Source organism: Mycoplana sp. 10N416 (assembly GCF_056394765.1).
On record NZ_JBFTIM010000007.1, the window covers coordinates 115417 to 142119 of the forward strand.

At 64.2% G+C, this 26703-nt stretch carries 27 protein-coding genes; 18 read left to right on the forward strand and 9 right to left on the reverse strand.

Annotated features, from left to right (window positions below; translation table 11 throughout):
- Position 1: 1 nt before the first annotated feature.
- Entirely contained in the window at positions 2–733 is a 732-nt protein-coding gene (gene mnmC2, locus AC1DDS_RS15740) for a tRNA (5-methylaminomethyl-2-thiouridine)(34)-methyltransferase MnmC2 (RefSeq protein ID WP_477479762.1), read from the reverse strand.
- Between the two features lie 40 nt (positions 734–773).
- Between mnmC2 and AC1DDS_RS15745 the strand changes: the two genes are divergently transcribed.
- Entirely contained in the window at positions 774–1919 is a 1146-nt protein-coding gene (locus AC1DDS_RS15745; RefSeq protein ID WP_477479915.1) for an NAD(P)/FAD-dependent oxidoreductase, read from the forward strand.
- A gap of 3 nt (positions 1920–1922) precedes the next feature.
- Here the strand turns inward: AC1DDS_RS15745 and AC1DDS_RS15750 are convergent, their stop codons facing one another.
- A complete protein-coding gene (locus AC1DDS_RS15750; RefSeq protein WP_477479763.1) occupies positions 1923–2297 on the reverse strand; it encodes a PRC-barrel domain-containing protein in 375 nt (124 codons plus the stop codon).
- A 183-nt stretch (positions 2298–2480) separates the two neighbouring features.
- On the opposite strand from AC1DDS_RS15750, the gene puuE reads away from it, so the two are divergent.
- From puuE to uraH, 4 genes are read left to right on the forward strand one after another with little or no spacing between them, the layout of a single operon-like run.
- Positions 2481–3410, forward strand: a complete 930-nt coding sequence (gene puuE / locus AC1DDS_RS15755) for an allantoinase PuuE (RefSeq protein WP_477479764.1) — start codon at positions 2481–2483, stop codon at positions 3408–3410.
- The gene (uraD, locus tag AC1DDS_RS15760) at positions 3407–3913 is read left to right on the forward strand and encodes a 2-oxo-4-hydroxy-4-carboxy-5-ureidoimidazoline decarboxylase (protein ID WP_477479916.1); all 507 of its coding nucleotides are present in this window, start codon (positions 3407–3409) and stop codon (positions 3911–3913) included. The genes puuE and uraD overlap by 4 nt, the downstream gene beginning before the upstream one ends.
- On the forward strand, positions 3906–4439 hold the full coding sequence (locus AC1DDS_RS15765; protein WP_477479765.1) for an ureidoglycolate lyase: 534 nt from the start codon (positions 3906–3908) through the stop codon (positions 4437–4439). The genes uraD and AC1DDS_RS15765 overlap by 8 nt, the downstream gene beginning before the upstream one ends.
- Positions 4436–4798 carry a hydroxyisourate hydrolase gene (uraH, locus tag AC1DDS_RS15770; RefSeq protein ID WP_477479766.1) on the forward strand — a complete coding sequence of 121 codons (363 nt, stop codon included), beginning with the start codon at positions 4436–4438 and terminating at the stop codon, positions 4796–4798. Before AC1DDS_RS15765 ends, uraH begins: the two co-directional genes overlap by 4 nt.
- A 73-nt stretch (positions 4799–4871) precedes the next feature.
- Here the strand turns inward: uraH and guaD are convergent, their stop codons facing one another.
- The 3 genes from guaD to AC1DDS_RS15785 all read right to left on the reverse strand — a co-directional run bounded on the left by guaD (position 4872) and on the right by AC1DDS_RS15785 (position 8618).
- Positions 4872–6179, reverse strand: a complete 1308-nt coding sequence (gene guaD, locus AC1DDS_RS15775) for a guanine deaminase (protein ID WP_477479767.1) — start codon at positions 6177–6179, stop codon at positions 4872–4874.
- Positions 6176–7420 carry a urate hydroxylase PuuD gene (gene puuD, locus AC1DDS_RS15780; protein WP_477479768.1) on the reverse strand — a complete coding sequence of 415 codons (1245 nt, stop codon included), beginning with the start codon at positions 7418–7420 and terminating at the stop codon, positions 6176–6178. The genes guaD and puuD overlap by 4 nt, the downstream gene beginning before the upstream one ends.
- A 301-nt stretch (positions 7421–7721) precedes the next feature.
- Complete coding sequence (locus AC1DDS_RS15785) at positions 7722–8618, reverse strand: LysR substrate-binding domain-containing protein (protein WP_477479769.1); 897 nt, start codon at positions 8616–8618, stop codon at positions 7722–7724.
- Positions 8619–8754: 136 nt separating this feature from the next.
- Here AC1DDS_RS15785 and AC1DDS_RS15790 point away from each other — a divergent pair, with 136 nt between their 5' ends.
- A complete protein-coding gene (locus AC1DDS_RS15790; protein WP_477479770.1) occupies positions 8755–8922 on the forward strand; it encodes a hypothetical protein in 168 nt (55 codons plus the stop codon).
- 59 nt (positions 8923–8981) lie between these two features.
- Here the strand turns inward: AC1DDS_RS15790 and xdhB are convergent, their stop codons facing one another.
- The 3 genes from xdhB to AC1DDS_RS15805 are packed head-to-tail and all read right to left on the reverse strand — an operon-like array spanning position 8982 to position 13586.
- Positions 8982–11318, reverse strand: a complete 2337-nt coding sequence (gene xdhB, locus AC1DDS_RS15795) for a xanthine dehydrogenase molybdopterin binding subunit (protein WP_477479771.1) — start codon at positions 11316–11318, stop codon at positions 8982–8984.
- On the reverse strand, positions 11318–12793 hold the full coding sequence (gene xdhA, locus AC1DDS_RS15800) for a xanthine dehydrogenase small subunit (protein ID WP_477479772.1): 1476 nt from the start codon (positions 12791–12793) through the stop codon (positions 11318–11320). Before xdhA ends, xdhB begins: the two co-directional genes overlap by 1 nt.
- A 19-nt stretch (positions 12794–12812) precedes the next feature.
- Positions 12813–13586, reverse strand: a complete 774-nt coding sequence (locus AC1DDS_RS15805) for a 3-hydroxybutyrate dehydrogenase (protein WP_477479773.1) — start codon at positions 13584–13586, stop codon at positions 12813–12815.
- Positions 13587–13789: 203 nt separating this feature from the next.
- On the opposite strand from AC1DDS_RS15805, the gene glpK reads away from it, so the two are divergent.
- The 9 genes from glpK to sbmA all read left to right on the forward strand — a co-directional run bounded on the left by glpK (position 13790) and on the right by sbmA (position 22635).
- Complete coding sequence (gene glpK / locus AC1DDS_RS15810; RefSeq protein WP_477479774.1) at positions 13790–15283, forward strand: glycerol kinase GlpK; 1494 nt, start codon at positions 13790–13792, stop codon at positions 15281–15283.
- A 274-nt stretch (positions 15284–15557) separates the two neighbouring features.
- Entirely contained in the window at positions 15558–15728 is a 171-nt protein-coding gene (locus AC1DDS_RS15815) for a hypothetical protein (RefSeq protein WP_477479775.1), read from the forward strand.
- A gap of 94 nt (positions 15729–15822) precedes the next feature.
- On the forward strand, positions 15823–16203 hold the full coding sequence (locus AC1DDS_RS15820; RefSeq protein ID WP_310419234.1) for a YciI family protein: 381 nt from the start codon (positions 15823–15825) through the stop codon (positions 16201–16203).
- Positions 16200–17453 carry an RNA polymerase sigma factor gene (locus AC1DDS_RS15825; protein WP_477479776.1) on the forward strand — a complete coding sequence of 418 codons (1254 nt, stop codon included), beginning with the start codon at positions 16200–16202 and terminating at the stop codon, positions 17451–17453. Before AC1DDS_RS15820 ends, AC1DDS_RS15825 begins: the two co-directional genes overlap by 4 nt.
- A gap of 82 nt (positions 17454–17535) precedes the next feature.
- Entirely contained in the window at positions 17536–18021 is a 486-nt protein-coding gene (locus tag AC1DDS_RS15830) for an SRPBCC family protein (protein ID WP_477479777.1), read from the forward strand.
- 115 nt (positions 18022–18136) lie between these two features.
- Positions 18137–19186, forward strand: a complete 1050-nt coding sequence (locus AC1DDS_RS15835) for an LLM class flavin-dependent oxidoreductase (RefSeq protein ID WP_477479778.1) — start codon at positions 18137–18139, stop codon at positions 19184–19186.
- 54 nt (positions 19187–19240) lie between these two features.
- Entirely contained in the window at positions 19241–19990 is a 750-nt protein-coding gene (gene map, locus AC1DDS_RS15840) for a type I methionyl aminopeptidase (RefSeq protein ID WP_477479779.1), read from the forward strand.
- Between the two features lie 91 nt (positions 19991–20081).
- Positions 20082–21275 carry a YbfB/YjiJ family MFS transporter gene (locus tag AC1DDS_RS15845; protein WP_477479780.1) on the forward strand — a complete coding sequence of 398 codons (1194 nt, stop codon included), beginning with the start codon at positions 20082–20084 and terminating at the stop codon, positions 21273–21275.
- A 94-nt stretch (positions 21276–21369) separates the two neighbouring features.
- Complete coding sequence (sbmA, locus tag AC1DDS_RS15850; protein ID WP_477479781.1) at positions 21370–22635, forward strand: peptide antibiotic transporter SbmA; 1266 nt, start codon at positions 21370–21372, stop codon at positions 22633–22635.
- A 7-nt stretch (positions 22636–22642) separates the two neighbouring features.
- Here the strand turns inward: sbmA and AC1DDS_RS15855 are convergent, their stop codons facing one another.
- Positions 22643–23650, reverse strand: a complete 1008-nt coding sequence (locus tag AC1DDS_RS15855) for a polysaccharide deacetylase family protein (protein ID WP_477479782.1) — start codon at positions 23648–23650, stop codon at positions 22643–22645.
- 197 nt (positions 23651–23847) lie between these two features.
- Here AC1DDS_RS15855 and AC1DDS_RS15860 point away from each other — a divergent pair, with 197 nt between their 5' ends.
- From AC1DDS_RS15860 to der, 3 genes are all read left to right on the forward strand, one after another.
- Positions 23848–24435, forward strand: a complete 588-nt coding sequence (locus AC1DDS_RS15860) for an NnrU family protein (protein WP_477479783.1) — start codon at positions 23848–23850, stop codon at positions 24433–24435.
- Positions 24436–24535: 100 nt separating this feature from the next.
- Positions 24536–25207: a tetratricopeptide repeat protein gene (locus tag AC1DDS_RS15865; protein WP_477479784.1), complete on the forward strand. Its 672-nt coding sequence runs from the start codon at positions 24536–24538 to the stop codon at positions 25205–25207.
- A 38-nt stretch (positions 25208–25245) separates the two neighbouring features.
- The gene (der, locus tag AC1DDS_RS15870; RefSeq protein ID WP_477479785.1) at positions 25246–26667 is read left to right on the forward strand and encodes a ribosome biogenesis GTPase Der; all 1422 of its coding nucleotides are present in this window, start codon (positions 25246–25248) and stop codon (positions 26665–26667) included.
- Positions 26668–26703: the final 36 nt, after the last annotated feature.

Consider the following 26703-nt stretch of genomic DNA (forward strand, 5'->3'; position numbering starts at 1 on the left):
TCTACGTCCACGGCCTTGTCCCGCACAGCATCTCGCGTTTTCCCGCAAAGCCGGGCCGCCGTTCCACATTGAAACCGGCAGCAGCGAGGTTGCGCCGGACGAAACCGGCGGCGGCATAGGTGGCAAAGGTGCCGCCACCGTTCGTGTGGGCAAACACCTGCTGCATGAGGTCGATCGACCACATATCCGGATTGCGCGAGGGCGCGAAGCCGTCGAGATACCAGGCATCGAATGTGTAGTGGCTGGCCGCAAGCCGTTCGAGCGCCGGACCGCAGACGACAGTCAACCGCGTCTGTTCATCGAGGACGAGGGTGATTTCACCTTCGCCCGGAGGCGCATCCGGCCACAGCGAAGTGAGCGTTTCTCGCTCCAGGTCAATCTCCGGCCAGTGCGAAAGGGCGCGGTCAATGGCAGCGCCTGCGAGTGGAAATCGCTCGAACGAGACGAAATGCAGCGAGCCACCGGCTGGCCGGACCGAGCGCCATTGGCGCCAGGTCTCGCACAGATTGAGACCGGTGCCGAAGCCGAGTTCACCAATGACGAAATCGCCACCTGCGGCCCACCGTTCGGGCAAACCATTGCCGCCGAGAAACACGTGGCCGCATTCCAGCCGCCCATCCGTGCGGCAATAAAAATGATCGCCATAGGCCTGGGAATAGGGCATATCGCCCTCGTGCCAGTCCAGCGTCAAACCGTTTTCCGCGGAGGCGGTATCAGGAGCGTTCTCAGCCATGCCAACAGTCGATAGTCGCGCGCGCCCCTCCGGTCAACCGATGCCGGCAGTGCTGGTGGTCGGCGCCGGGGTCATGGGCTTGTGGGCGGCGGTCATGGCGGCGCGCGCGGGCCATTCCGTGCTCGTCCTGGAGCGCGATCGGGTGGGCGCCGGCGCCAGCGGGGGGCTCCTCGGGGCATTGATGCCGCACCAGCCGGATCGCTGGAACGCCAAGAAGCAGTTCCAGCTTCAGGCGCTGGTCTCGCTGGAGGCGGAGATTGCGGGGCTGGAGGCGGCAAGCGGCCTCTCGGCCGGTTATCGCCGCACCGGGCGCCTGATGCCGCTCGCCGCCGACCATCACCGCGAGCGTGCGCTCAAGCATGCGCGGGACGCGGCCGCAGCCTGGACCCTTGACGGCAAACGCTTTTCCTTTGACGTCCTCGACGCTGCTCCGGTGCCAGGCTGGCCCGCGACCGAGGCAATGCCGGCGGGCGTCATGTTCGACAGCCTTTCCGGCCACATCTCGCCGCGCCGCTATCTGCAAGTGCTTCGCGCCGTGTTGGAGAGCATGCCCCACGTTGAGATTCGAGAGGGAGCGAACGTCGTCTCGATCGATCCGTCGGCCCGGACGGCACTGCTTGCCGATGGCGGGCGTGTCAGTTTCGGGCACGTCGTTCTCTCCGCCGGGGTTTCCAGTTTCGATCTCTTTTCCAGCCTCGGGCTGTCGCCGCCGCGCCCGATCGGAACCGCAGTCAAAGGCCAGGCGGCCCTTTTCAGGGGCGATATCGATCCGGCGCTCCCGGTCATCTTTGACGGCGGCATCTTTGTCGTTCCGCATGAAGGCGGGTATTGCGCGGTCGGCAGTACCAGCGAGGACAGTTTTGATGACCCGGCCGCGACCGACGGGCGGCTCGACGAGGTGATCGCCGCTGCCTGGCGGCTTGCGCCGATCCTGAAGGGAGCCACGCTCGTCGAGCGTTGGGCCGGCCTTCGCCCGAAGGCGATCGGACGGGATCCGATGATTGGCCGGCATCCGGATTTCCCAGCGGTTAGCCTGCTCACCGGCGGCTTCAAGATCAGCTTCGGCATTGCCCACGAACTGGCCCGCCTCGTGGTCGGGGAAATGGAAAGCGGCAGCCCCTGCAAGCTGCCGCCGTCCTTCACGGTGGACGCCCATCTGGAGGCTGCGCGCCGCGCAAAGCCTTGAAGGTCACATCCAGTACGGCGGCACCCCATAGTAGTCGTGGATGATCTTGCCGTTGCGACGGTTCCACTCGTATTCGGCGCCGCTCTCATAGTGTGGGGCGGCCTCGACCTGTGCCTTGGTCACGTCAATCCGATAGCCGCCGAGACCTTCGTCATAGTTCAGCTTGCTCCACGGCAGAGGATAGTGGTCGTGACCCATTCCGAGGAAACCGCCGAAGCTGAGGACGGCGTAGGAGACGTGGCCGCTGCGCTTGTCGAGGATCAGGCGCTCGACCGAGCCGATATGCCGGCTGTCGGCACCGTAGACGGCGGTGCCCTCCACCTTGTCGCTGGCGATGAGCGCTTCGGTTTCCCTGATGTTCGGATCCTGCGAGACCATGTGCTTACTCCTTTGTCGTTCGGTGGGACAACGTAAAGCTGCGACGGTTGTTCCGGATGGAGCGTTCCGCCAGCCTCCGCCTAACACCGAATGGTCTCCATTCGAGCATTGGAAACTGCGGATTTCGCCTCGACTTTCCAGCCGCGAATGCTACCGTTCGCGGCAAAGTCCAAGGGTGAAATCATGTCCACATTGACCTATCCGCGCGATCTCGTTGGCTATGGCCGCACGTCGCCCAACCCGCTTTGGCCCGGGGACGCCCGCATCGCCGTCCAGTTCGTCGTCAACTACGAGGAGGGCGGCGAAAGCTGCGTGCTCGACGGCGACGCTGCTTCCGAATGCCTGTTGTCGGAAATCGTCGGCGCCCAGGCATGGCCGGGACAGCGCAATCTCAACATGGAATCGATCTATGAATACGGGTCGCGCGCCGGCTTCTGGCGGCTGTGGCGGCTCTTCACCGGCCGCAACGTGCCTGTCACCGTCTATGGCGTCACGCTCGCCATGGCGCGCAATCTCGAAGCCGTCGCGGCGATGAAGGAGGCGAACTGGGAAATCGCCAGCCACGGCTACCGCTGGCTGGAGTACAAGGACGTTTCCGAGGAGGTCGAGCGCCAGCACATCCGCGATGCCGTGCGGCTCCACACCGAACTGACCGGATCGCATCCGCTCGGCATGTATCAGGGCAAGCCGTCGGACAACACGTTGCGGCTGGTGATGGAGGAGGGCGGTTTCGTCTACTCTTCCGATTCCTATGCCGACGACCTGCCCTACTGGGTGAAGGGACTGAAGGACGAACCGTTCCTGATCATTCCCTATACGCTCGAGACGAACGACATGCGCTTCGCCACGCCGCAGGGCTTCAACTCGGGCGACCAGTTCTTCGCCTACCTGAAGGATGCCTTCGACGTGCTTTACCAGGAGGGCAAGGAGGGCAGCCCGAAAATGCTGAACATCGGCCTGCACTGCCGTCTCGTCGGCCGCCCCGGCCGTGTTGCCTCGCTAGCCCGCTTCGTCGACTACGTGCTGTCGCACGACAAGGTCTGGGTGCCGCGCCGCATCGACATTGCCCGCCACTGGCACGAACATCACAAGCCGAAGGCGGGCCAATGGTGACGGCACGTGAGGAATTCATCACCCGCTTCGGCGGCGTGTTCGAGCACTCGCCCTGGATTGCCGAGCGGGCCTTCGATGACGGCCTGGCTGTCGAGCCGCTGATGGCGTCCGGCGTGCACCAGGCCTTGGCGACGCAGTTCCGTGCGGCCTCGTCGGTCGAACAACTCGGCGTCCTGCGCGCCCATCCCGACCTTGCCGGCAAGCTGGCGATCGCCGGCGAATTGACGGAAGACAGCCGCAAGGAACAGGCGGGCGCCGGGCTCGATCGGCTGAGCGCCGACGAGCACGCCCGCTTCACCGCGCTGAACACCGCCTATGTCGAGAAATTCGGTTTCCCCTTCATCATTGCCGTCAAGGGACTGACCAAGGACGACATTCTTGCGGCCTTCGAAACACGCATCGACAATAGTCGGGAGCAGGAATTCGAGACTGCGAAAGCGCAGGTCGAGCGCATCGCGCGCCTGCGGCTTGAAGCCCAGCTTCCTGGAGACGAGAATGCCTGAGACCACTCCTACCAGCGCCGCGCCGATCCGCCTTCCGATCCATCCGCTGACGAAGGCGGCGTTCGCGCCCTTCGGCACGGTGATCGAAGCCGATCCGGCGACGATGCGGCTGATCAATAGCGGCGCGACGGAGCGCTACCATGCGCTCGCCGAGGCGGAGGCGGTTGGCGAGGGCGCGCACGTCATCATCAACATCTTTCGCGGCAGCCCGCGGGCGTTCCCATATGCGGTGACCATGATGGAGCGCCACCCACTCGGCAGTCAGAGCTTTTCGCCGATAGACAACCGGCCCTGGCTTGTCGTCGTCGCCGAGGACGAGAACGGCCGGCCGGGCATGCCGCAAGTGTTTCTCGCCAGCGGACGGCAAGGGGTGAACTACCGTCGTAACGTCTGGCATCACCCCTTGATGACGGTTGGCGCCGTCAGCGATTTCCTCGTCGTCGATCGCAGCGACCCTGGCGGCAACCTCGAGGAATTTTTCTACGACACGCCATTCATCATCGAAGCTCCTGGAGCAAGCGCATGACTCAGGCTGGACGCCTCACCACGCACGTCCTCGATACCGCCCTCGGAAAACCGGCGGAAGGGCTGACGATCGAGCTCTTCTGGCTGGAAGGCGAACAGCGGCAGCGGATCACGACGGTCAAGACGAATGCCGACGGCCGCGTCGACGGGCCGCTCGTCGAGGGCATCGGCTTCATGGCCGGCACCTACGAACTGCTGTTCCATGCCGGTGACTATCTGCGCCGAACGGGGGTTGACCTGCCGGACCCGGCCTTCCTGGACATCATTCCGCTGCGCTTCGGCATCGCCAATCCCTCGGCCCATTACCATGTGCCGTTGCTGCTCTCACCCTTCGGCTATTCGACCTATCGGGGGAGCTAGCCTGCCGAATGGTCGAGCCGACCAAACGGCAGGCAGGGCATCTGCTCCCGCTTGGACGATGCTGGGCGGGTGCTCAGAGCCCCGCCTTCATCGCCTTGCCCGCCACATAGGTCTCGCGCACCGCCCTGTCGTCGCCGAGCGTCTGCAGCAGGAACAATTCGTCGGCGAGCGAGCGCACCACTTCCATCCTGAGCGCCATTGCCGGGGTGACGGCCGCGTCGAGAACGACGAGGTCGGCATCCGTTCCGGGTTCGAGCGTGCCGATCCGGTCGGCCAGCGACACAGCCTCGGCGTTGCCGAGCGTCATGTGGTAGAAGCTCTCGAACGGGTTCAGCCGTTCGCCGAGCAACTGCTGGATCTTGTAGGTCTCGTCCAGCGTCTTGAGCATCGAATAGCTCGTGCCGCCGCCGACATCGGTGGCGACCCCGACGCGCACGGGCTTATCGCGCCGCACAAGCTCCTTCAGCGGGAACAGGCCGGAGCCGAGGAACAGGTTGGAGGTCGGGCAATGAACGGCGACGGCGCCCGCCTCGCTCATCGCGTCCGCTTCGCGCTCCGACAGATGGATGCAGTGACCGAACAGGCTCTTGGCGCCGAGCAGGCCGTAATGCGCGTAGACGTCCGTGTAGTCGACGGCGTCGGGATAGAGCTGCGCGGTGAAGCGGATTTCCTCGTCGTTCTCCGACAGGTGGGTCTGGATGTGGAGATCGGGGAACTCGCGGGCGAGCAGCGCGGTCGCCTCCATCTGCGCCGGCGTCGATGTGATGGCGAAGCGGGGGGTGATGGCGACGTGGTTGCGCCCCTTGCCGTGCCATTGCTCGATCACCGCGCGGGTCTCGTCGTAGCCCATCTGCGGCGTATCGAGCAGCCCCTGCGGCGCGTTGCGGTCCATCATCACCTTGCCGCCGATCATGCACATGTTCCGCCGCAGCGCCTCGGCGAAATAGGCGTCGGCCGAGGCCTTGTGCACGGAGCAATAGGCCGCCGCCGTCGTCGTGCCGTGTCGGATCATCTCGTCGTAGAAATGGCGGGCGATGCGGGCGGCATGCGCCGGTTCGACGAAGCGGCACTCTTCCGGGAACGTATAGGTGTGCAGCCATTCCAGGAGGTTGGCGGCATAGGCGCCGATCACCTGCATCTGCGGGAAATGCACGTGCGTGTCGATGAAGCCCGGCAGGATGAGGTGCGGCCGGTGGTCGATCTCCTCGGCATCGGCGGGCGCGCCGGCCCTGATGTTGGCGTAGTCGCCGATGACGACGATTTTGCCGTCCTCGATCAGAAGGCCGCCGTCGCTTTCGTATCGATAGCTACCTGTGTCGTCGACGCTTTCGGGCCTGCGCACGAACGTCAGCAGGCGACCGCGCAGGAGTTTGGTCGTCATTGTGTCTTTTCTCCAGAGACCGCGCTCTCATACCAGGCGGTCAGCAACTGGCGTTCTTCCGGCGTCACACCGGTGAGGTTTCCAGGCGGCATGGCATGGCTGCGGCCGGCCTGCAAATAGATTTCGCGCGCCAGGCTAGCGATCGCCGCGTCGCTGTCGAGGATCACGCCTTTGGGCGCGGCCCGCAAGCCCTCCCAGACCGGCTCTGCCGCATGGCACATGCTGCAGCGGCTGGCGACCACGTCGCGGGCGGCGGGGAAATGCGCATCGGAGGCAAACTTCGCAAAGACCGGAGCCGGGACGGCGGCCTCTGCCGTCTCGCCGGTCAGGACCTTCGGTACCGTGGACAGCCAGATGATCACGATGAAGAGCAGTGCTGTGGCAAGCCAGGTCCAGGTCGGCCGGCCTTTGCGGGCGTGGGTGGTGTTGAACCAATGGCGAATGGTGACGCCCATCAGGAAGACCAGCGCCGCGATGATCCAGTTGAAGGTGGTCGCAAAGGCCAGCGGATAGTGGTTCGACAGCATGAAGAAGATGACGGGCAGCGTCAGGTAGTTGTTGTGCAGCGAGCGCTGCTTGGCGATGACGCCGTATTTCGGATCGGGCGTTCTTCCGGCGATCAGGTCGGCGACGACGACCTTCTGGTTGGGGATGATGATGAAGAAGACGTTGGCCGACATGATGGTGGCGGTGAACGCGCCGAGATGCAGGAAGGCGGCGCGGCCGGTGAAGACCTGGGTGTAGCCCCAGGCCATGGCGACCAGCAGCACATAGAGCAGGATCATCAGACCCCAGGTGTTTTTTCCGAGCGGCGACTTGCAGAGCAGGTCGTAGAGGATCCAGCCGAGCGCCAACGAGGCAAGCGAGATCGCGATGGCTGTTGGCGCGGAAACGTCGAGCACGTGTCGGTCGATCAGGAACAGTTCCGCGCCGCCATAGTAGACGACGCAGAGCATGGCGAAGCCCGAAAGCCAGGTGACATAGCTCTCCCATTTGAACCAGGTCAGGTGCTCCGGCATGGAGGCGGGGGCGACCAGGTATTTCTGGATATGGTAGAAGCCGCCGCCATGCACCTGCCATTCCTCGCCATAGGCACCGGGGGGAAGGTGGGGGCGCTGCACGAGGCCGAGATCGAGGGCGATGAAATAGAAGGACGAACCGATCCAGGCGATCGCCGTGACCACGTGCAGCCAGCGCACGGCAAAGGCGACCCACTCCCAGGCTATGGCGTATTCATACATGCGTTGCCCCTCTCATTCGTTCGCATCGGCACATTGCGCAAAAATCGCAAGGGAGGGAAGGGGATAGCGTGGAGTTCCCACTGTCGGCCACGGCGCAGGATGCCGTGCTGTAAAGATGTGTTTGCCCCTCACCCTAACCCTCTCCCCGCAAGCGGGGAGAGGGGACTTGCCACGCCTGGCCGCCGAGTAGACGAGCAGACGAAGAGGGAGCCGCGAGTCTCCCTTCTCCCCGCTTGCGGGGAGAAGGTGCCCGGCAGGGCGGATGAGGGGCAATTTTGTGGTCAAGATGAATGTCGGCGCGTCAATCGACGAAAGTCGGAACCTCGGCACGCAGCCAGTTGCGAAAAAGCTTGATCTTCGGAACGTTGCGCCGGCTTTCGGGATAGACCAGCCAATAAGCCTTGCCGTCGGTGCAGGCGATGTCGAAGGGCTGGTAGAGGCGGCCGAGTGCGATCTCGGTCGCGTAGAATTCCGGATTGAGCATCGCCACACCGTGGCCGGCCATGACGGTGTCGGCCTCCAGCGTCTGCGTGCCCAGATAGGTGTGTGGCCGGTCGCCGAGGTCGACACCGGGAACGCCGGCTTCGGCAAACCACTGGCCCCACCAGGGGTCGCTCGGATCGAAGATCGGCAGCTTCAGCAGGTCTTCTGGGTTGGCGATGCCGCCGACGCTTTCGGCAAGCGCTGGGCTGAGCATCGGAGTAAAGGTCAGTTCCATCATCCGGTGCTTTACCAGCCCCGGCCAGTTGCCGTCGCCATAGCGGAGCGCGACGTCGACCGTCTCGCGGGAGAAATCGACCAGGTGCTGGTCGGTCAGGAGGCGCACGGCCACCGTCGGGTTCTGAAGGTGGAAAGATCCGAGATGCGGCGCCAGCCATTTCGAAGAAAACGTGTAGGTCGAGCTGATCACCAGCGTGCCTTCCGCGTCCTCAAGCACCGATGCGAAGGCATCGCTGAGTATGCCGAAGGCCTCGGCCACCTTCGGCGCGAGTCGCTGCCCGATTTCGGTCAACACGATCTGCCGCGGACAACGCAGGAAAAGCGGCTCGCCGAGCAGATCCTCCAAGAGCTTGATTTGGTAGCTGACGGCCGTCTGCGTCATCCCGAGTTCTTCGCCGGCCCTCGTGAAACTGCCATGGCGGGCGGCGGCGTCAAAGACGCGCATCGCGTTCAGCGGGAATTGCCGCGCCATTTTCATGGATAAGCTCTCTTGATGCGTCCAGTCGGATGTTCGATTGGAATTCGAGCACTTCGCGGCGCAAACTGCAAGCAAGTTCAACGATCATCCATGAGGTGTCATTATGGCTTGCCAGGATGCAGATCATGCTTCCCACATGCTCCCAACGCCATTCGACTGGTGGGTGCGCACCGTGGTCGACGCGCTGCTTCCGTCCATGGGACGTCGCGTGCCCCGGCTCGATGTCGACGCGCTGCCGGACCATCTGAAGCGGGATCTCGGCTTTCTCGACGGCCGCGAGCCACGCAAGGGAGGGAATTTCTGAGCCACGCCGAGCGCACGGCGGCGTTTGTCGCCGTGCGCTATCCGCACCTTCAACTCCGCTCAGAGGTGCTTCAGCCGCTCCACCGCCATCAGCACCCGCTCGGGCGTTGCGGGCGCATCAAGGCGCGGGCATTGGCGGTAGTCGGCAACGCTGGCAACCGCCATAGAAAGCGCCTCCAATACCGAGATCGCCAGCATGAAAGGCGGTTCGCCGACTGCCTTGGAGCGGCCGATCGTCTGCTCGGCGTTTTCCGACCACTCGGCCAGTTGCACGTTGAAGACCTTCGGCCGGTCGGAAGCGAGCGGAATCTTGTAGGTCGAGGGCGCGTGCGTGCGCAGGCGCCCCTTGTCGTCCCACCACAGTTCCTCCGTCGTCAGCCAGCCCATGCCCTGGACGAAGGCGCCTTCGACCTGCCCGATGTCGATTGCGGGGTTCAGCGAGCGACCGACGTCGTGGAGGATGTCGACGCGGTCGACCTGGTACTCGCCCGTCAGCGTGTCGATCGAAACCTCCGAAACGGCGGCACCGTAGGCGAAGTAGTAGAACGGCGAGCCGATGCCCTTGGCGCGGTCCCAGTGGATCTTCGGCGTCTTGTAGAAGCCGGCGGCGGAAAGCTGGACGCGGGCGAGATAGGCCTGCCGGATGAAATCGGCAAACGGGATCAGCGCCTCGCCGACGCGCACGTGATGCGGCACGAAGGCGATCTCCTCCGGCGGCACGTTCCACTTTTCCGCGGCGAAGGCGACGAGACGCTCCTTGATCTGGCGGGCCGCATCGAAGGCGGCCATGCCGTTCAGGTCGGAGCCGGAGGAAGCGGCGGTGGCCGAGGTGTTCGGCACCTTCGCGGTCGTCGTCGCGGTGATTTTCACCTGCGCGATATCGACCTGAAAGGCATCCGCCAGCACCTGCGCCACCTTGGTGAACAGGCCCTGGCCCATCTCCGTGCCGCCGTGGTTCAGGTGGATGGAGCCGTCCTGGTAGACATGCACCAGCGCACCCGCCTGATTGAACCAGGTGGCGGTGAAGGAAATGCCGAACTTGACCGGCGTCAGCGCGATCCCCTTGCGGATCACCCGGCTGGTGCGGTTAAAATCGAGGATGGCCGCGCGACGAGCCTGATAGCCGGAGGACCGTTCCAGTTCATCGACGATGCGGCCGACGATGTTGTCCTCGACCGGCTGGTGATAGGGCGTCAGGCTGCGCTCCGAGCCGGCTTCGCCGTAGAAATTGGCCTTGCGGATCTCCAGCGGGTCCTTGCCGAGCGCGTAGGCGATTTCCTCGATGATCCTCTCGCCGCCGACCATCCCCTGCGGGCCGCCGAACCCGCGGAATGCGGTGTTGGAGACGGTGTGGGTCTTCAGCGGCTGCGAGGTCAGCTTCACATGCGGGTAGAAATAGGCGTTGTCGGCGTGGAACAGCGCGCGGTCGGTGACCGGGCCGGAGAGGTCGGAGGAAAAGCCGCAGCGGGCGGCATAGTTCGCCTTCACCGAGTGGATCCGTCCGTCGTCGCCGAAACCCGCCTCGTAGGAGACGAAGAAGTCGTGCCGCTTGCCGGTCGCCGTCATGTCCTCGTCGCGGTCGGGGCGGAATTTCACCGGTCGCTTGAGCTTCTTGGCGGCGATCGCGGCGATGGCGGCGAACTGGTTCGACTGGGTTTCCTTGCCGCCGAAGCCGCCGCCCATGCGGCGCACCTGCACGGTCACCGCGTTGGAGGGCACGCCGAGCGCGTGGCCGACCATGTGCTGGACTTCGCTCGGATGCTGGGTGGAGGACCAGACTGTGACCTCGTCATCCTCGCCGGGGATGGCGAGCGCGATATGGCCTTCAAGATAGAAGTGATCCTGGCCACCGATCCGCATCTGCCCACTGAGGCGGTGGGGGGCGCTTGCCAGTCCCGTGTCGGCATCGCCGCGCGAAAGCGTCAGCGGGTCGGTCACGAGTTGCGCGCCGTTCGCCAGCGTGTCGGTGACGTCGGTCCAGTGCGGCAGTTCGCGGTACTCGATCTTCGCCAGCCGGGCCGCCCGGCGCGCCGCCTCGCGCGTCTGTGCGATCACGGCGAAAACCGGCTGGCCGTGGAACTCGACCTTGCCCTCGGCCAGTACGGGTTCGTCGTGCCGGCCGGACGGGCTGATGTCGTTGATGCCGGGCACGTCCGCGCCAGTCATCACCCAGACGACGCCGGGAGCGGCGCGTACGGCAGAAAGGTCCAACGACACGATCTCGGCATGCGCCCGGTCGCTCATGCCAAGGGCCGCATGCAGCGTGCCCTCCGGCTCGGGCATGTCGTCGATATAGTCCGCGGTGCCGGCCACGTGCTTGTGTGCCGAATCGTGCCGGAGCGGCGCGTGCATCGGCGCCGAGATCGTCTTGCGGTCCTCGAAGGTGGTCTTGTCCATCACGCCATCTCCTCGAAGCGCGCCAACTGCGCCGGTGCGCCGGACGTTTCCAGGAGGAACCGGGTCAGCAGGTTCTTCGCCGCCAGCAGGCGGTAGTCCGCCGACGCGCGCCAGTCGGTGAGCGGGGTGTAGTCCGTCTCGAAGGCCGTACGCGCGGCCGAGACCGTCTCTTCCGTCCAGGGCCTGCCCTTGAGGAACGCCTCGACATGGCTCGCCCGTTTCGGTGTTCCGGCCATCCCGCCGAAACAGATGCGCGCTTCGCTGACGCGCCCGCTCGGGTCTAGTGCAATCCGGAAGGCGCCGCAGAGCGCCGAGATGTCCTCGTCGCGCCGCTTCGAAACCTTGTAGACGGCAAAATGCTCGCCCGCGGGCGGCGTGGGTACGAACAGGCTTTCGACGAATTCGCCGGGGCGGCGGTCCTGCTTGCCGTAGGCGATGAAGAACTCTTCGAGCGGCAGTTCACGTCGGCCCGAGACGGAGCGCAGCGTCAGCCGTGCGCCGAGCGCAATCAGCGGCGGCGGCGTGTCGCCGATCGGCGAACCGTTAGCGATGTTGCCGCCGATCGTGCCCATGTTGCGCACCTGCTCGCCGCCTATGCGGGCAATCAGCGGGCCCAGCGCCGGGACGAGGGCGGCCAGCGCGTCGCAGGCCTGTGTGTAAGTCACGCCGGCGCCGATCGTGAGTCCGCCGGGACTGTGGGAGATCGCCTGCAACTCGGGCAGATGATTGATAAAGACGACCGGATCGAGGTCGCGCATCTGCTTGGTCACCCAAAGGCCGACATCGGTCGAGCCGGCAACCACCGTCGCCTTCGGCTCCTGCGCCAGCACATCGGCCAGGTCCTCGACGGAAGCGGGCACGATGACCCGGTCCCCCGGAGCACCGAGCCGGATCGTCTCTTTCGGTGCGAGTGCCGCAAGCCTTTCCTTGATCTGCGCGCGGGCGCGTTCGATCGGGTCGAAGACGGCGCTCGGCCGCGTTTCGGCGATCGTTTCGGCCGCCTTGACGATCGGCTCGTAGCCGGTGCAGCGACAGAGATTGCCCTGCAGAGCCCGCTCGATCTCCGGCCGGCCGGGCCGATCGTTGGTCAGCCACAGCCCGTAGAGCGACATGACGAAGCCGGGCGTGCAGAAGCCGCACTGCGAGCCGTGCTGATCCACCAGTGCCTGTTGCACCGGATGCAGCGCGCCATCGGCGGAGGCAAGATGTTCGACGGTGACGACATGGGTCGCGTTCATCGAGCCCAGGAGCCGGATGCAGGCATTGACGCTTTCATAAACGAGCGCCCCGTCGAGCAGACGGCCGACCAGCACTGTGCAGGCGCCGCAATCGCCCTCGGCGCAGCCCTCCTTGGTGCCCGTCAGCCGGCGATGCAGCCGGAGCCAGTCGAGGAGCGTGCGCGTCGCCGGAACGTCGGCAAGCGCGATTTTCTCATCATTGAGAACGAAACGGATGGTGTTGGCCTGAATCTGCATGAAACCTGATCTCGCGTAGCTACTGCGCCGTCCAGCCGCCGTCGATGGAGATGTGCGTGCCGGTGATCGAGCGGGCGGCGTCGCTGGCCAGGAACAGGGTGGTGGACGCCACCTCTTCCACGGACACGAATTCCTTGGTCGGCTGGAATTTCAGCATGACGTCCGACTTGACCTGCGCCTCGCTGATGCCGCGCGCGCGCGCCGTGTCGGGGATCTGCTTTTCAACGAGCGGCGTCAGCACGTAGCCGGGGCAGATGGCGTTGACGGTGATGCCGTTCTCGGCAACTTCCAGCGCCACGCTCTTGGTCAGGCCCATGATACCATGTTTCGCCGCCACATAGGCGGCCTTGAACGGCGAAGCGATGAGGCCGTGGGCCGAGGCGATGTTGATGACGCGGCCCCAGCCTTTCGCCTTCATGCCGGGAATCGCCGCCCGGATCGTGTGGAACGAGCTCGACAGGTTGATCGCGATGATCTGGTCCCACTTCTCGACCGGAAAATCCTCGATCTTCTCGACGTGCTGGATACCGGCATTGTTGACCAGGATGTCGACGCCGCCGAATTCGGAGGCGGCGACCGCCATCAGGTCGGCGATTTCTGGCGGTTTGGTCATGTCGGCCGGGTGGAAGATCACCTTGCCGTCGCCAAGGCCTTCGAGCCGCTCGCGGATGGCCTCCACTTCCGTCAGGCTGCCAAGGCCGTTGATAACGACATTGGTCCCGCTTTTCGCAAAGGCGGTGGCGATGGCGAGGCCGATGCCGCTGGTGGAGCCGGTGACGACGGCCGTTCTCATGTCTGCTTCTCCCATTTCTATCCAGCAGCCTTCGCGGTAGCCTACGCGCAAAGACTGGACGGTTGCAATCGGCTATTCGGTCTCCAACATGCCAATAGTTGTGAGTTCTGTTTGCGCTTTACTTTCCTTTGGCATTCGATTTGATGGCATATTGAAAAAATCGAAAGGTCGTCGGGAGCGGCCGTCGACGTCGGGAGGATTATATGGGCGGTTACATACTCGCGATCGATCAAGGCACGACATCGAGCCGGGCAATCGTGTTTGACGGCAACCAGCACGTCGTCGGCACCGGGCAGCGCGAGTTTACACAGCTCTTTCCCAAGTCCGGCTGGGTCGAGCACAATCCCGAGGACATCTGGGAGAGCGTGATCTGGTCCGCACGCGTGGCGCTCGAGCATGCAGGGATTGGTGCCGCCGACCTCGCCGGCATCGGCATCACCAATCAGCGCGAAACCACCGTGGTGTGGGAGCGGGACAGCGGCCGGTCGATCCACAATGCGATCGTCTGGCAGGATCGGCGCACGGCAAGCCATTGCGACGAGTTGAAGAAGCAAGGTCTTGAGGAGACCTTCACCGCGAAGACCGGGCTGCTCCTCGATCCCTATTTTTCCGGCACGAAGCTGGCCTGGATCCTCGACAACGTGGAGGGCGCACGGGCACGGGCTGCACGCGGCGAACTGTGCTTCGGCACCGTCGACACGTTCCTGATCTGGCGCCTGACCGGCGGCAAGGTGTTCAGGACCGATGCGACCAATGCCAGCCGCACGCTGATGTACAACATCGCGACCAATGCCTGGGACGACGAACTCCTCGACATCCTGAACGTGCCGAAGGCCATGCTGCCGGAGGTGCTCGACTGCGCGGCCGATTTCGGCGTCAGCGTGAGGGAGCATCTCGGCGCCGCGGTGCCGATCCTCGGCGTTGCCGGCGACCAGCAGGCGGCGACGATCGGCCAGGCCTGCTTCGAGCCCGGCATGATGAAATCCACCTATGGCACTGGCTGCTTTGCGCTTTTGAACACCGGTGCAGACATGGTGCGCTCGAAGAACCGGCTGCTGACGACGATCGCCTACCGGCTGGACGGCGAGACCACTTATGCCCTCGAAGGCTCGATCTTCATCGCCGGCGCTGCCGTCCAATGGCTGCGCGACGGGTTGAAGATGATCGGTGCGGCTCCCGAGGCGAGCGAACTGGCAGCGAAAGCCGACCCGATGCAGGATGTCTACCTGGTGCCCGCGTTCACCGGCCTCGGCGCACCGCATTGGGACGCGGAGGCGCGCGCGGCGATCTATGGCATGACCCGCAACACCGGCCCGGCTGAATTCGCCCGCGCGGCGCTGGAAGCCGTCTGCTATCAGACGCGCGACCTGCTCGACGCGATGCATGGCGACTGGAAGAACGGCGACAGCGAAACCGTCTTGCGTGTCGACGGCGGCATGGTCGCCTCCGACTGGACGATGCAGCGGCTCGCCGACATTCTCGATGCGCCGGTCGACCGGCCGACGATCCTGGAGACGACGGCGCTCGGCGCCGCCTGGCTTGCCGGGCACCGTGCCGGGGTGTGGCCGGACAAGGCGGGGATCGCAAAATCCTGGGCGCGCGACAGGCGCTTCGAGCCGCAGATGGACGCGAAGGCGCGCGCCGCCAAGATCGCCGGCTGGCGGGATGCGGTGCGGCGGACGTTGAGCGCGGGGTAGGGCTCTTCTGGACCTCGCTTGCAAATGCTATGCGTCGGCCATGCACCCATCCCCGACCCCTGTTGCAGGCCGATCCTGCGGAACCTGCACGCTCTGTTGCCGGCTGCCCGATATCGATCTCTTCGATAAACCGGCGAATGCCTGGTGCCGGTATTGCATCGAGGGCAAGGGCTGTTCGATCTATCCGGATCGGCCTTCGGTCTGCCGGGATTTTCTCTGTCTCTGGATGACTGACGAAGGGCTCGGGGAAGCGTGGGAGCCATCCCGCTCGCACATGATGATCTACCGGCAGGGGCCGCAAATCACAGTGCTTGTGGATCCTGATTGGCCCGACATCTGGCGGAGCGAGCCATATCATACGCAACTGCGGGCGTGGGCCAATCAGGCCGAGCCCGACGGCGGCTATGTCATCGTTTTCTGTCAGGACGACGTGTTCAAGATCTGATCCAACAGAGCCTTCTATCAAAATAAAAAATAATCCGATGCGCCCTGTCGACATCGGCGTTACTCCTACGTCTTTCCAACGATGGGAGTGAACGATGCTTTACGCCGTGCTTTGCTACAATTCCGAGGAAGCCGTCTCTGCCTGGAGCAAGGAAGAGGAGGACAAGGTTATGTCCGACCTCGCCGCGGTGGAGAAGAAATACGCCGCCGCCGGCAAGCTCGGACCGGTAGCGCGGCTGATGCCGACGACGGCGGCGACGACGCTGCGCAAGACGCCAGGCGAGAGCTTCGTCATCGATGGTCCCTTTGCCGAGACGAAGGAACAGTTCCTCGGCTTCTTCCTCGTCGATGTCGAAACGCTCGACGAGGCGATCGCCTTTGCCAAGGAACTCGCCGTCGCAAATCCCGGCGCCGGAGCCTATGAAATCCGGCCGCTGCGGGTCTTCAAACCGGGTGGAGCACTGGAACCGCTGTGAGCGAACTTGGCTGGATCGATCTTGCCCTGACCTCCGCCCGTCCGCAGGCGATGGGCGCGCTTTTGCGTTATTTCCGTGACCTCGACCTTGCCGAAGAGGCGTTTCAGGAGGCCTGCCTGCGGGCGGTGCGGACATGGCCGGAGAAAGGGCCGCCGCGCGATCCGGTTGCCTGGCTGATCTTCGTCGGCCGCAACAGCGGCATCGATCACTTGCGCAAGCGCGCCCGCCAGGCGCCGCTGCCGCCGGAGGAGATGCTCTCCGATCTCGACGATGTCGAAGGCGATCTCGCCGAACGGCTGGATGGTTCGCATTATCGCGACGACATCCTGCGGCTGCTGTTCGTCTGCTGTCATCCCGACCTGCCGGCGACGCAGCAGATCGCGCTGGCGCTACGCATCGTCTCGGGACTGTCGGTGCGCCAGATCGCCCGTGCGTTCCTCGTCTCGGAAGCGGCGATGGAGCAGCGCATCACGCGTGCCAAGGCGAAGATCGCCGCAGCCGGCCTGCCGTTCGAAACGCCGGACGCGGTGTCGCGCTCAGAACGTCTCGGCGTCGTCGCAGAGATGATCTACCTCGTCTTCAATGAAGGTTACTCGGCGGGCGAGACCGAGCGTGCAGACAAGCCCTTTTGCGAAGAAGCGATCCGGCTTTCCCGACTGCTCCTGCGGCTTTTTCCCTCCGAACCGGAGATCATGGGCCTGACCAGCCTGCTTTTGCTTCAGCATTCGCGACTGAAGGCACGGTTCGACGCGGACGGCCAGATCGTGCTGCTGGAGGACCAGGACCGCAGCCTGTGGGATGGCCGGATGATCCGCGAGGCGCTTGCCCTTCTCGACAAGGCAATCCGTCATCGCACGCCCGGCCCGTTCCAGATCCAGGCGGCGATCGCCGCTCTCCATGCGCGCGCAGCGCGGGCCAAGGACACGGACTGGGCCGAGATCGATCTGCTCTACCAGTCGCTCGAACGTCGCCAGCCCTCGCCGGTGGTGACATTGAACCGCGCGGTGGCGGTATCGAAGCTGTACGGACCGGAGGCGGCACTGGCACTCATTGCCCCGCTGGAAGAACGCCTGTCCGGCTATTTCTATTTCCATGGGCTGAAGGGCGGGTTGCTGAAGCAACTCGGCCGGGGGCGCGAGGCGCACGAGGCCTTCGAGCGGGCGATCGCCCTGGCCACGACGCCGGCCGAGGCGGCACATATCCGCCAGCACCTCGATTGCCTGACGCGCGACATGGCGGCGGGCGCTTAGAATTTTCCAGTGCCGATGTCGGATGGCCGATGTGTCGCTCGTCCTTGATGCAAACCAACCCACCGAAACGAGGAAGCCGATCATGGACCAGACTGCCGAGATCAGACCCGCAAACGACCGCGAACTGGTGCTGACCCGCATCCTGAATGCCACGCCCGCCCAACTCTTCAAGGCCTGGACGACGCCTGAACTGATGACGCAGTGGTTTGCACCGAAACCCTACGAGACGCCTGTCGTGGAGATCGAGCCGCGTGACGGCGGCAAGTTCCGCACGGTCATGCGCGGGCCGAACGACTTCCACATGGACTCGACCGGAGTGCTTCTGAAGGTCGAGAAGGACAGGCGCCTGATCTTCACCGACGCGTTCGCGCCGGACTGGAAGCCGACCGAGAAGGCGTTCTTCGCCGCCGAAATCCTCTTCGAGGACGCTGGCAACGGCAAGACCCGCTACACCGCGATCGCCCGCCACTGGAGCGTGGAAGACTGCCAAGCGCACGAGAAGATGGGCTTCCACGAGGGGTGGGGCAAGGTCGCCGAGCAGTTGGAGCAGGTGGCCTCAAAACTCTGATCGAACGCCCCCAGGCCGGGAGCACACTTGCGAACGCATTGTTTCCATTTCCGCCCTTTCCAGCGCTTGCTTGCGTCCATATCTCTAGGCGCAGTTGACAATCCGGAGCGCACCCATGGAACTTGGCCTTCACACCTTTGCCGACGTAGATCCTGCAGCCGCCGACAGGGGGAGGGAAGGCGAGCGCCGGTTGCGGCAGCTTCTCGAGGAGATCGAGCTTGCCGATCAGGTGGGGCTCGATGTCTTCGGTCTCGGTGAGCATCACCGGCCGGACTATGCCGCCTCGGCGCCGCCCGTCATCCTCGCCGCGGCCGCCGCGCGCACGAAACGGATCCGGCTTTCCAGTTCCGTCACCGTGCTGTCGTCGGACGATCCGGTGCGCGTCTTTCAGCAGTTTGCCACCCTTGACCTTCTGTCGGGCGGACGGGCGGAGATCATGGCGGGCCGCGGCTCGTTCATCGAATCGTTCCCGCTGTTCGGTTACGACCTCAAGGACTACGACCGGCTGTTTGAGGAAAAGCTCGACCTGCTGTTGGCGATCAACGACAGCGAGAAGGTCACCTGGCGCGGCGAGTTGCGCGCTCCAATTCCCGGCCTTGGTGTCTATCCACGGCCGTTGCACGGAAAGCTGCCGATCTGGATTGCCGTCGGCGGCACGCCGCAATCGGTCGCCCGCGCCGGCGCCTACGGGCTGCCGCTGGCGCTGGCGATCATCGGCGGCACGCCCGCACGCTACGCGCCGCTCTTCGATCTCTATCGCGAGGCGGCCAAGCGGGCCGGGCAGGAGGCGTCGACGCTCAAGACCAGCATCAACGTGCACGGCTTCATCGCCGATACGTTCGAAGGCGCTGCGGATCAGTTCTACGGGCCGCAGGCGACGGTGATGAACCGGATCGGCGCCGAACGCGGCTGGGGACCGACGAGCCGGGCGCAGTTCGATCTCGCAACCGGGCCGGAGGGACATCTCTTTCTCGGTGATCCGGAGACGGTTGCAAACAAGATCGTCGCCCACCACAAGATCTTCCGCAACGACCGGTTCGTGCTGCAGATGGCGATCGGGCCGATGCCGCACGACCAGATCATGCGGGGGATCGAGCTCTACGGCACCAATGTGGCGCCATTGGTCCGCAAGGCCCTTGACGAGCAGGATCAAACCGCAAGCTGAGCGAATGGTTTTCCGCGCGACGACGTGATAAGGAGCCGCCGAAAGCGAGACAAGATGACACTGAACAACGACGAAGACCTGCGTGGCATGCAGGCGATCGGCCGCCTTTGCGGCAATGTGCTCCAGCACATGGGCGCCTCCATTCGGCCTGGCATGACGACGGCAGAGCTGGATCTGATCGGCCGGCGGCTGCTGGAAGAGGCGGGCGCCCGTTCGGCGCCGGAAGCCTGCTACGAATTTCCGGGCGCGACCTGCATCAGCGTCAACGAGGAAGTTGCCCATGGCATCCCCGGGCACCGGGTCATCGCCGAGGGCGACCTCGTCAACATCGATGTCTCCGCTGAACTCGACGGTTATTTCGCCGACACCGGGGCATCGTTCACGGTCGGCCGCGTCGCACCAAATGTCGATCGTCTTTGCCGCGACGGCAAGCGCGCCATGTGGGTCGGGCTGAAGGAGATCAAGGCAGGCAGGCCGCTCTCGGCGATCGGCAACGCGATCGGCGCCTTCGCCCGCAAGAACCGCTATACGCTGGTCAGCAATCTCGCGAGCCATGGCGTCGGCCGCTCCCTCCACGAAGAACCCTCGGAAATCGCCACCTGGCCCGATCCGCGCGAAAAGCGGATGATGACCGACGGCCTCGTCTTCACCGTCGAGCCGTTCCTGTCGCTCGGTGCGAACTGGGCGGAGAACGGCGACGACGACTGGACGCTCTACAGCGAACCGCGCGCACCGACGGTGCAGTTCGAGCACACGGTCGTGGCGACGAAGAACGGTCCGTTGATTCTGACGCTGCCCGGCTAGAGGCGCGGGCCCGCTATCCTTCAAGGAAAATCGGCAAGGCATCAGAAATTGTCGTTTGCCGGGCCGTGCTGCGCTGCAATAGCTTGTCGCCATGCTGCACGTTTCCAAATCGTCCGTCATCCATCCGCTGCCCGTCGCGATTGCCGGTGCAATAACACTCGCTGCCGTCATGGGGTTCGGGCGGTTCTTCTACACGCCGGTCCTGCCGGCGATGATGGCGGACCTTCATCTCGATCCGGCGCAGAGCGGTCTGATCGCCGCTGCCAACTTCGCGGGATACCTCGCCGGCGCCATACTCGCCGCCTATGGCTGGGCGGCAGGGCACGAGCGGCGGCTTGCGCTGTTGGCACTCGCCGCGAATTCTGCTCTGCTTGCCGCCATGGGAATTGCCGGCACTTTGCCGACTTTCGTCATCATCCGCTTCCTTGCCGGACTGGCCAGCGCCTTCGGGCTGGTGTTCACGTCCGGCATCGTGCTTTCTCACGGGCTTGCCGCCGGCGATACACGCGTGCCCGTCATCCACTTCTCCGGTGTCGGTGCCGGAATAGCGGTCTCGTCGTTGCTGGTCCTCGGGCTTTCCGCGTTCGAGCAGGGCGGATTTGCGGTCTGGCGGCTGGACTGGATCGTTGCGGCGGTTTTCACGAGCCTTGCGCTCGTGGCGGTGAGCGTGCTCCTGCCGCGCACGGCCGCCGGGGTCTCGACGAGGCCGGAGCCGCCGCTTCGCTGGACGCGTCCGTTTGCATTGCTGACGCTGAGCTACGGGCTGTTCGGCATCGGCTATGTCGTCACTGCAACGTTCATCGTCGCGATCGTCCGCGAAGGCGGCGCCGATCCATCGCTCGAAGCGCTGACCTGGTTCGCCACCGGTTTGACGGCGGCGCTCTCGCTTGCCCTCTGGAAGTGGCCGGAGCGCAGGCTTGGCTTGCTCGGTGGATATCGAGCTGCGCTCGTGCTGGAGGCGTTCGGGGTCGCTGCCACCGTAGTCCTGCCGATGCCGTTTTCGGTTTTGGTGGGTGGCGTGCTGCTCGGTGCGACCTTCGTGGTCATCACGGCCTACGGACTGCAACTCGGCCGCGCCATGGCGCCGGAAAGCCCCCGTCGGTCCTTGGCGACGATGACCGCGGCCTTCGGCGTGGGGCAGATCGTCGGACCACTGGCCGCCGGCTGGCTTGCCGCAGGCAGTGGCAGTTACGTCCTTCCGAGCCTGATGGCAGCTGCAATCCTGGCGATTGCAGCACTGGTTACACTGCCTGTAGTTGGCGAAAGCTCTATTAAATCTCGGTAATGGACAGTGCCGGCAATTGTTGCCGTTGGTAAACTGCTCTAGTTTCCGCCGAACCGGAACGGACGACCTGTTCCCGCAATGAGAGACGACGGCCTTGTTACACTCCTTTTTTCCCGAGCCGAAGAAATTTTTCCTTTCCGCGCTTCTTTGGACGGCCGTGGTTGTCGGCTTCTGGTATGTGTTCGGCGACAGTTTAGGTGCGGCGCTCGGCTTGCCGCCGCTGGCCGAAGGGCAGGAGCCGCCGATCGGTCTCGGTCATTTCTTCACCACGGCCTCGATCTGGTTCTACATCTATTTCATCTCGTCGATGGCGGTGTTCTGCCTCTACTGGCAGATCCGCGCGACCGACCAGCCGTGGCGCCTGTGGTCCGTCTGGGGTTCGGCCCTTCTCATCTTCACCGTCTATTTCTCCGTCGATATCAGCGTGGCGCTCAACAACTGGCGCCGTCCGACCTATGACCGCATCGTCGAGGCGCTGAAGGCGCCTAACACCGTCAGCGCCGAGGAAATCTACGGCTACGTCCTCATCTTCTTCCAGCTTGCCACCGTCTACATTATCGCTGCAGTGCTCATCGCCTTCTTTACGAGCCATTACGTCTTCCGCTGGCGCAACGCGATGAACAACTTCTACGTCTCGGTCTGGCCGAAGGTGCGCCACATCGAGGGTGCCTCCCAGCGTATCCAGGAAGACACGATGCGCTTTGCCAGCACGGTGGAAGGCCTCGGCATCAGGCTGGTCGATTCCTTCATGACCCTGATCGCCTTCCTGCCGGTGCTGCATACGCTCTCGGCAAGCATCAAGGATCTGCCGATCGTCGGCTCCATTCCCTATCCGTTGGTCACGGCGGCAATCTTCTGGTCAATCTTCGGCACAGTGATGCTCGCCCTCGTCGGCGTGAAGCTGCCGGGGCTGGAGTTCCGCAACCAGCGTGTGGAGGCGGCCTACCGCAAGGAACTCGTCTATGGCGAGGACCATGCCGACCGCGCGCAGCCGCCAACGGTTCGCGAACTGTTCGACAACGTCCGGAAGAACTATTTCCGGCTCTATTTCCACTACATGTATTTCAACGTCGCACGATATTTCTACCTGCAGACGGACAACATCTTTCCGCTGTTCCTGCTGGTGCCGTCGCTGGTGACCGCCAGCATCACCTACGGGCTGTTCCAGCAGATTCAGGGGGCATTTTCGCAGGTGACGAGTTCGTTCCAGTACCTCGTCAATTCCTGGCCGACGGTGATCGAGCTGATCTCGATCTACAAACGTCTGAAGGCGTTCGAAGCGTCGATCGACGAAAAGCCCTTGCCGTCCATCGACGAGGAGTTCATCGCCGCCGGCGGCGTCGAGGAACTGGCACAGTAGGAAACGATCAGAGCCCCTCGGAGGCGGGCTCGCCCGCCTTTGACGTCGCCAGCCTGTCCAGCGCCTCCCGGTGGCTGACGCAGGCAACCTCGGGCTTGCCGCACGTTTCGCTCAGAAAGCGGTCGAGCGCACGCCAGTAAGCGCCGGCGTTCATCTCCACGAAGTGGAACCCCAACTGGAGCGGGATGCGCTCGCCGGAATACTGCTTCTCGAAGGCGGCGCGAAAGGCGGCGAGCGTCCGCTCTTCGTACGTCGTGCTGTTTCCGGCGTCCTCCTTGCCGCGCGAGTGGCGGACGTAGAGGTTGTAGTCCATCGCCACCACCGGCTTGGCCGAAGGCCCCTCCGGAATCAAGGGCAGCGCGAAGCGAACAAGGTCGTCGCTGACCCCTGGAACTGTCGGCCCTTTCGAAACGGTGCTGGCGTCATAGCGAAAGCCGAAGCTGTGCAACGCCTTGTGCAGGGCCGGACTGGATGACAGATAGGGCGCGCGAAAGCCGATGATTTCCTTCTCGGCGAAATCCCTCCATTCGAGGGGCTCGCGCTCCGCCGCTCCGGCATTCTGCCAGGCATCGCGTAGCGTGTTGCGGAAAAATTCGAACTCCTGCGCCCAGTCCTCCGCACTCCATTTTGCGCCGTCGAAATGGCCACAGGCGTGGCTGCCGATGTCGTGTCCTTCGCTGCGCGCCCGCCAGATCTGGTCGAGTCTTGCAAGCACGTCGGCGTCGTCCGGCGCAAAACCGACATTCGACTTGCCGCGTTTCTCGTGCGGCGCCTGGTAGCTCTTGCGGTTCTCCTTCGTCATCATGAAGGTGCAGGAGAGGAAATAGGTGAAATGCGCCCCTGTTCGCTGTGCGATCGCCCGGCTTCTCTCCCACAGCGTGTTGTCGTGCGCGCCGTCGAACGAGACGATCACGAGCTGTTCCGGCTTGACGCCGGCTTGCTGCGCGTCGCTTGCGAGAACCGGAAGGCTGGTGAGGGAAAGGGCAAGAAGGGAGGAAAGGCTGGGACGTATCATGACTACCGCGGCAATTTGCAAAGGGGCCTAATCCTTCGCGAATGCGGCAAAGCCGTGTTCCCACTGGAAATTGCCTGTGGGGAACGCTATCCCATGGCTACAGCATGTCTCCCGAAAGCGGGAAACGGTTTCGGGACAGAAGATATGCGAATGAACAAGGACCTAAATCGGATTCCATTGACGGAAGGCGGATTTCCATGACTTTGCTGGTTGCCGGTATCATTCTTTTCATCGCCACCCATCTGGTGCGCCCCTTCGCGCCCGGACTGCGGGCGAGTGCGATTGCCAGTCTTGGCAAGTCCGGCTTCATGGCGGTTCACGGCATCGTCTCGCTGCTCAGCCTCGTGATGATGGCGTATGGTTTCGTCCAGGCCCGCGAGGCCGGCGGCAGTATCCTTTACCAGCCGCCCGTCTTCATGGCCCACATCACCCTGACATTGATGCTGATCGCCTCCGTCTGCCTCGTCGCAGCCTTCCTGCCGGCCGGCTACATCCGCACGAAGCTGAAGTTTCCAGCGCTGGTTGCGATCAAGCTCTGGGCGTTCTCGCACCTGCTGGCCAATGGAGAGAGCTATCCGGTGCTGCTCTTTGGAGCAATCCTCGTCTGGGCGGTGATCCTGCGCATCACGCTGAAGAAGCGGATTGCCTCCGGTGAAGCGAAGCTGCCGGTTTTCGTTTCGGTTCTCTACGACCTCATCGCCATCGTGCTCGGTGTGGCGCTCTATGGTGTGATCGTGCTGAAGCTGCATGAATGGGTGATCGGCGTTGCTCCACTGGTGATGTAACCGGAAGGGCCGGCGGCTGAATTCGCCGCTGCCCCCTTACAACGCGCCAAAAATCAGGTAGAAGCGCGAAATCCGATCATTTGTGAAAGCCGGACCGAGAATGGCAAATCAAGACGACAGTTTTATCCGCGAAGTCAATGAGGAACTCCGCTCCGACCAGATGCGTGCCATCTGGCGGAAGTTCGGCCGTGTTCTGATCGGCGCGGCGGTCCTGCTCGTCCTCGGCACGATCGGCAAGGTGGGCTACGAATATTGGCGGGAGACCGAGGCCTCCGCCGCCGGCGACCGGTTCCTGTCCGCCCTCACGCTGATCCGCGAGGATAAGAAGGAGGAAGGGCAGAAGGAACTCGCCGCCCTGGAAAAGGACGGCTTCGGGGCCTATCCGGTGCTGGCGCGCATGCGCTCCGCCTCGCTTCTGGCGGAAAGCGGCGACACGGCCGGTGCGGTAGCGGCGTTTGCCGCGATCGCCAAGGACGGCTCCATCCCGCAGGCGCTGCGCGATGCCGCCCGCCTGCGCGCGGCCTATCTCCTGGTCGACAGCGCCTCGTATGAGGACGTGTCGGCCGAAGCCGAGCAATTGGCGAACCCCGCCAGTGCGATGCGCCATTCCGCCCGCGAGGTGCTTGGCCTCTCCGCCTACAAGCACGGCGACTTCAAGCGTGCGAAGGAGTGGTTCGAAGAGATCACCGGCGATGCGGAAAGCCCGCGCAACCTCGCCAACCGTGCGCAGATCATGCTGGACCTGATCGCCGCCAGCGGCAAGGCCTCCTGAAGCCGCGTGCGCGCGGCTCAATCTGAACGGAACAGGTAATGAGTTTCACCGTCGCCATTGTCGGGCGCCCCAATGTCGGCAAGTCCACGCTGTTCAACCGCCTGGTGGGCAAGAAGCTCGCGCTGGTCGATGACACGCCCGGCGTTACCCGCGATCGTCGTCCGGGCGAGGCCAGGCTCGTTGACCTGCGGTTCCGCGTCGTCGATACCGCCGGCCTCGAGGAGGCGGCACCCGAGACGCTGCAGGGGCGCATGAGGGCGCAGACGGAGGCGGCGATCGACGAGGCAGATCTGTCGCTGTTCGTTGTCGATGCCAAGACGGGGCTGACCCCGGTCGATCAGGCGCTTGCGGAGATGCTGCGCCGCCACGGCAGGCCCGTCGTTCTGGTCGCCAACAAATCCGAGGCTCGCGGCTCCGACGCCGGCTTCTACGACGCCTTCACGCTTGGTCTTGGCGAACCGACGCCGATTTCCGCCGAGCACGGGCAGGGCATGCTCGATCTTCGCGATGCGATCGTCGCGGCGATTGGCGAGGAGCGCGCCTTCCCGCGCAAGGACGACGAGGCCGTCACGAATGTCGACGTTCCCCACGTCGCCGGCGAAGACGTAGACGAGGAGGAGCCCGCCTATGACGAGACGAAGCCGCTGCGGGTGGCGATCGTCGGCCGGCCGAACGCCGGAAAGTCGACGCTGATCAATCGATTCCTCGGCGAAGACCGGCTTCTGACCGGCCCCGAGGCGGGCATCACCCGCGATTCCATCTCCGTCGAATGGCAATGGCGTGGGCGCACGATCAAGATGTTCGACACCGCCGGCATGCGGCGCAAGTCCAGGGTACAGGAGAAGCTGGAGAAGCTGTCGGTCGCGGATGGCCTGCGCGCCATCCGCTTCGCCGAAACGGTCGTCATCGTCTTCGACGCCACCATTCCGTTCGAGAAGCAGGACCTGCAGATCGTCGATCTCGTGCTGCGCGAGGGACGCGCGGCCGTGCTCGCCTTCAACAAATGGGATCTGATCGAGGACCCGCAAGCGGTGCTCGCCGAACTGCGCGAAAAGACGGAACGGCTTGTGCCGCAGGCGCGCGGTATCCGCGCCGTGCCGATTTCCGGCCAGACGGGGCGCGGGCTGGATAAGCTGATGCAGTCGATCATCGACACGGACCGGGTCTGGAACCGCCGGATCTCGACGGCGCGGCTGAACCGTTGGCTCGAGTCCCAGCAGGTCCAGCATCCGCCGCCGGCAGTATCCGGCCGCCGGCTGAAACTGAAATACATGACGCAGGTGAAGGCCCGTCCGCCGGGCTTCATGATTTCCTGTACGCGGCCTGAAGCGCTGCCGGACTCCTATGTGCGCTTTCTGACCAACGGCCTGCGCAGCGACTTCGACCTGCCGGGCGTGCCGATCCGGATCCACTTCAAGGCCTCCGAGAATCCCTTCGAGCCGAAGAAGCGGAAGAGGTAGAAATGAAAAAAATTGCACCGGCTGGCAAGGTCAGCC